Raw genomic sequence first — 6,000 nt, 5'->3', positions numbered from 1 at the left:
CGTTGTTCGTCGCTTACGTATTTCGCTCAATACGCTCGCTCCTCACGCCTCGGTTTTCGCAAAAACCTACTACGCAACCGCATGCCGCCCTACTGCATGGATTGGGCTTTAGGAGGTGCGGTGCTCAGAGTCACGACCGTGCCGCCTCCGCTTGAAAGCGGAACTGCGTACGGGGGAGCATTATCCAAACGAATTCTTTCGATCAACAGGCACGCACGGTCAATCTTCTTCGTCATGAACACCGTGACGTGCTGATTTGCCTAGCAGTGAAACAAAGGTGCGGACCGAAACGCCGACGGAACGATGGATGCAACCTAACAAAAAATGAGCTTTCCAGACTTGGAATTACCAAGACAATTTCGGCATGCCAACTAGGTGCGGGAATCAGATGGGGACCACAAATGGTTTTTCTGCCAGCCATGCTGGCGGTTATGCACGGGCAGGGAGGGTGCGGCCGCTGAGTCTATGGATGGTGGCGATCGGGGTTTTATGGATCGTCCTCGATGGTCATGAGACTGCGACCGCCAGCACGGTGCAGGGCCGGGTGGTGGATGTGAACGGGGTGGGGGTGTCGGGAGTGACGATCGAGATCGTGCAGGTGGGGGGCGAGTTGCCGCCTTGGAATGTCGTTACGGGGGAGGACGGCCGCTATCAGATGGATGATGCGCTGATCTTTGGGAACTTGGACATAACCGCTTCCAAGAGGGGGTTCGTGTTCTTGCCGCGGGTCAAGAGTGTCTTTGATCCAGGGAATAGCGTCGTGACCGCGGATTTCGGCGGTTTTACCGAATCTCCGGTCGAATCGTTGGATCCTCAGTTTGATCGATTGGGAATCGTGCTGAATGGAACCGTGAATCCGATCGGCTTGGCGACGGGGGCATTCTTTGAGTATGGAAGCGCCAATGGATTGGTTCAAAGAACCGAAACCATCCTGCTTGGCGGTGGAGCAGATCAACCCATCAGTGTGCGGCTGTCGTCATTCGTGAGTAACGGACAGGGGGATCGGTTTTTCGCAAGATTGGTCGCCACGAACCTGCTGGGACGGAGCCAGAGCAGCATTCGCGAGGTGTCGTTACCGACCTTCCTGCCGCGCTTCACAGCGCGTGCGACGGATGCTTTGGTCGGACCGAACGTGCTCGTCGGAGACGCGAACGGCGCAGGTTCGATGGACTTCTTTCTCTTCGACCAGGACTCCTCCGACGGGCGGCCTCTCTGGCGTTCTTCGGACTTGTTTTCCTGGAATGCGCAATTGTTCTGTCTCGGATGTGGCGTGAGCTCTTTTATCGATGGACAGGTCATGGGGGCCGCATGGACGGACGTCAACTATGACAACCGTCCGGATATGCTAGTGGCGGCAAGCCCAACGGGCCGAGTCTTGCAAAACACGGATGGGGGACTCGTTCCGACGGGTCGCTTCGAGGTGGGATTTCAGAACGGATCCACCATGCGGGTATTGGATCTCAATGCCGATGGTCTGCAGGACTGGGTTATGTCGGGGACTGAGATCATCACCTCGATCCAAGCTGCTGATGGTTCGTTCAAAACCGATACACTGGCTCGACTGCCCGGAGAGGTAAGCCATTTAGTCGCGGGAGACGTTGATGCTGATGGCTGGCCTGATCTCGTGGCGGCCTTAAATTTTTCAACGGAGAGCCCAGCCCTCGTCTTACTTCGCGGTTCAAAAACAAATGGGTTCAATTTCGATCCTGTTTCGGGCGCGCTCTTGCCGGCCAATGAAGAGTTCGACGCGGAAATGGGATTGGCTTTAGCCGATCTCGATGGCGACGGAGCCTTGGACATTGTTTCCGCAACCCGGGATCGGGACGGAGCTGTGGTTTTCCAGATCCTGTGGAACGATGGGACGGGGCAGTTCAACGATCGCCATTTCCGAAAAGTGCAGAACGACCGCATTTTCGGTTTCACCCGACCTGAGGTGGTCACTGGTGATTTCGACAATGACGGGTTGGAAGAAGTGTTGCTCTCGGGTAACCCGGCCTATCGCGTGAGCGCACGAGGCCGACAGGTGAAGGTGGAGGTGGAGCGTGAGTTGAGTCCCGACGTCGGGCAGATGGAGCGGATGGATGCCGATGCGGATGGGAGATTGGATCTACTGCTGGTGTCCTCGCGGTCGGGTCAATCGGCCGAGGCGACCGTCATGCGCAATCATGAAGTGGCGACGAACCAGCCACCCAAAGCTCCGACCGGACTACGGATGGAACGCAGCGCAGACCATCTCGTGTTGAGATGGGAGGTAGGACAGGGGGACGACCACACTCCGCCAGGCACCCTCACCTGGAATGTGAGGGTGGGCACCACGGCTGGTGGGACGGAGGTGCTGTCGCCCCTTTCGGATCTCCCGACTGGCCGTCGGAAGATATTGGAGTCCGGCAATGCGGGCATCAACCGGTTCTTGAACCTGAAGTTGGGTGCTGGAGTGAGACGGTTTTATTGGGCGGTGCAGGCAGTGGACGCTGGGTATCTGGGTGGGGAATGGTCGGCCGAGCGCGAGGAAATCCTGGATCAAAACTTCAGGCTTATTGAGGTGGTGCTCGAAGCCGATGGCTCCGTGAGAGTGGTCGGGGCAGGGGCTGGGGGTTTAGGAGCTGTGCTGAATGTATCCGAAGATCTGGTGACTTGGACGCCCCTGTTGCCTTTCGTGAGAGTGGGAGATCGATTCGAAGCCCGCGATACTCGAGCGAGGGCAGCAGGGGGCCGATTCTATCAGGCGCGATAGCGTGAAAATCGCGTCTCGAGACCTGAGCCCCGATCGGGATCCGATTCGGGTGGGCAGCAGGATGGAACTTTCCATGCTCCGTTGCCTCGTGTAACAAGGGTGGAAACGCCTAACCCATGAAACGCCTGTTCATCGTTCTCGCGCTCCTCGCCTGTGCCTCCGCGCCCGCGGCGGACAAGCCTAACATCATTTTCATCTTCTCAGACGATCACGCGCAGCACGCCATCTCCGCGTACGGGTCGAAGGTCAACCACACGCCTCACATCGACCGGCTCGCGAAAGAAGGCGCGCGTTTCACACGATCCTTCTGCATCAATTCCATTTGCACACCCAGCCGCGCCACCCTGCTCACCGGGCAGTACTCGCACGTCAACGGCGTGCCCGTCTTCAACCGCTTCGATGGCGGGCGCGATCACGTCGCGAAACATCTTCAAAAGGGCGGCTATCACACCGGCATGATCGGCAAGTGGCATCTTGGCAGCGACCCCACTGGCTTCGACCGGTGGCTGGTGCTGCCCGGCCAGGGCGCTTACTGGAACCCCGTCTTCCTGGCGCCGGGACGCAAGCTCACCCTCGAAGGCCACTGCACGGACATCACCACGGAGTTGGGTCTGGAATTCATCAGGACCCGACCCCAGGACAAGCCATTCTTCCTCATGCTCCATCAAAAGGCGCCCCATCGCGCGTGGCAGCCAACCCAGCGCCATATTGAGATGTTCAAGGATAGGGCCATTCCCGAGCCGGCGACCCTCTTCGATGACTACGCCACGCGCCCGACCGCGCTGCTCACCAACGAGCAGACCATCGCGCGCGACCTCACACGCCGCGACCTCAAGCTCACCCCGCCCGCCGACTTAAAAGACTCAGATCTGAACAAGTGGCTGGATACGAGTCCCACCGAGCTGGAAATCGACGGCAAGACGCTGACCGGACGCGAACTGGTGCAGTGGAAGTACCAGAAGTACATGCGCGACTACCTCGGCTGCGTGCAGGGCGTGGATGACAGCGTGGGCCAGGTGCTCGATTACCTCGACACGACCGGTCTGGCGAGGAACACCATCGTCATCTACTCCTCCGACAACGGCTGGTTCCTCGGCGATCTCGGTCTCTACGACAAGCGTTTCATGTATGAGCCGGGCCTCAATGTCCCGCTCTTGGCCCGCGGTCCGGGCATCAAGGTCGGGGCCACCCCGGCGCAATTCGTTTCCAACCTCGACCTTGCGCCCACGTTTCTCGACCTCGCCGGGCTGCCCGTGCCGGAGTTCATGCAAGGCCGCTCGCTTGCGCCGCTGCTCCGCGGCGAAGCGCCGAAGGACTGGCGCACGTCGGTTTACTACCGCTATTACCATTCGCCGGGCCACCACAACACCGTCGCCCACCTCGGCGTCCGCACGGCCACGCACAAGCTCATCCACTACTGGAAGCCGGATGTGTACGAGCTGTTCGACCTCACGAAAGACCCCACCGAGCAGCGGAATCTCCTCCACTCCGCTTCCGACGCAACGCGCCCGGAAGTCGCCGCCCAGTTTGCCGAGTTGAAAGCCGAGATCGTCCGCCTGCAAAAACAGTTCAACGACGACGGACGCTACGCCGACCCCGCGACGTGGCCTAAAGGACCCGTGGACGGCCCCTTTGACGATAAACCGTCCAGCGGGAGAAAGACCGTTGCCGAAGCCATCGCTCTCTCCGTCTCTGAGTGAAACGATTGGGTTCCTTCTGATGCTGAATTGGAGAATGAAGAATGGTGAATAGTGGACTACTCTTGCTTGATGGGGCAACTGGCACGGAGCTGAACCGGCGCGGGGTGGACACCGACCTGCCAATGTGGTCGGCGAATGCGCTCACCACGGATGCCGGTGTGGATGTGTTGCGCCAGATCCATCTGGACTATCTGAACGCGGGCGCGGATATCCTGACCGCCAACACCTTTCGAACGCATCGCCGCGCACTGATTGGCCAAGGGCACGCCGCGCGCGAACTGACCAGGCGAGCTGTGGCGACCGCCCAGGAAGCTGTCGTTCAATCGGGTCTGCCTGCACAAGTGGCGGGGTCGGTGGCTCCGCTGGAAGATTGTTATCGTCCCGACCTGGTTCCGCCTGATGACGAATGCTGCGCCGAGCATTCCGAGCGCATCCGTGATCTCGTGGATGCGGGCGTTGATCTCCTGTTGATCGAGACGATGAATTCGATTCGGGAGGCCGTCATCGCGGCCCAAGTGGCGACGATGACTGGCCGGCCGACCTTCGTCAGTTTTGTGTGCGACCGCGACGGTCGAATCCTGTCTGGCGAGTCGCTGGCGGCTGCCGCTGGCCTGTTGTTACCGCTGGGGGTGAAGGCCCTGGGCGTCAACTGCGGTGCGGCTCACACGCTGGCCAAGCCGCTGGCCGAGTTGCGGGCGGCCTGTGGCCCTGATTTTCCGCTGATCGCCTATGGCAACATTGGCTATGCCGACGAGGCGCAAGGCTGGATCAACACGGATGCCGTCAACCCGGATAGTTACTGGCAATGTGCTCAGACGTGGCCGGCGCAAATTGTGGGCGGGTGTTGTGGCACCACACCGGAGCATATTCGCCAGCTAAGGGAGCGAGCGAAAATAACTTCGGCTTTTGGCGGGAGCGCTGCGTCTTAAATCGCGACGCTGGGACGCAAGGTCGTGGAGAGTGGACACCTCCGAAAGGCGGACGTGAATCCAGGCGATGAACCTGGCCGGGCTCCGCTGTTGCGGAGGACTCCTGACGTTCCGCCGTCGCCGAGGCTATGGTGGGACGAGCGTCCCCTACAGTCCGAAGTGTAGGAGCCGAGGTTGACGAGGCTTGGCTCATGGAGGGTAGCTGGCTGTGATCGGGCTGATCTGCACGATCCGTCGGTTCTCACTGATTGATTGCTCCTCCGCGTTTTCCGCGCCTCCGCGAGAAAAGATCCCTCCCCTGACTCCATAGGACTGCCGGAATCTCTCGCGGAGGCGCGGAGAGCGCGGAGAGGAAAGAGTTCATGGAGAGACCGGGGGTTCAAGAGCCCGCTGACGGCCATGTCCACCCGACCCGGCGTCGCTACTTCCGGACGATCCTCCACTGACCGGGTCGACGCCGAGCAGGGAGAAGGAAGGACGTGATTTCATCTTAATGATTATGGATTTGTGCGTCATGGTGGAAGGTAGGACGTTTAAAACTTATCCCCGTTCTCCTCCCTACAGAAAGACTCACGAACCCAAGGTGCAGAATATTTCAACTTTTTTCCTGAGCTGACGAAAACACTATTGGCGTCGT

3 protein-coding genes are annotated in these 6,000 nt (G+C 59.6%); all 3 read left to right on the top strand.

Translation table 11 applies throughout. The features are described 5' to 3' along the window. Nucleotides 1-388 precede the first annotated feature (388 nt). The gene (locus JNN07_06620; GenBank protein ID MBL9167398.1) at nucleotides 389-2,734 is read left to right on the top strand and encodes a VCBS repeat-containing protein; all 2,346 of its coding nucleotides are present in this window, start codon (nucleotides 389-391) and stop codon (nucleotides 2,732-2,734) included. Between the two features lie 116 nt (nucleotides 2,735-2,850). Then, a complete protein-coding gene (locus JNN07_06615) occupies nucleotides 2,851-4,434 on the top strand; it encodes a sulfatase (protein MBL9167397.1) in 1,584 nt (527 codons plus the stop codon). Between the two features lie 41 nt (nucleotides 4,435-4,475). Then, complete coding sequence (locus JNN07_06610) at nucleotides 4,476-5,363, top strand: homocysteine S-methyltransferase family protein (protein MBL9167396.1); 888 nt, start codon at nucleotides 4,476-4,478, stop codon at nucleotides 5,361-5,363. Nucleotides 5,364-6,000: the final 637 nt, after the last annotated feature.

The organism is Verrucomicrobiales bacterium (genome assembly GCA_016793885.1).
Lineage (GTDB): Bacteria > Verrucomicrobiota > Verrucomicrobiia > Limisphaerales > UBA11320 > UBA11320.
This window is presented reverse-complemented; position numbering and strand designations above follow the sequence as displayed.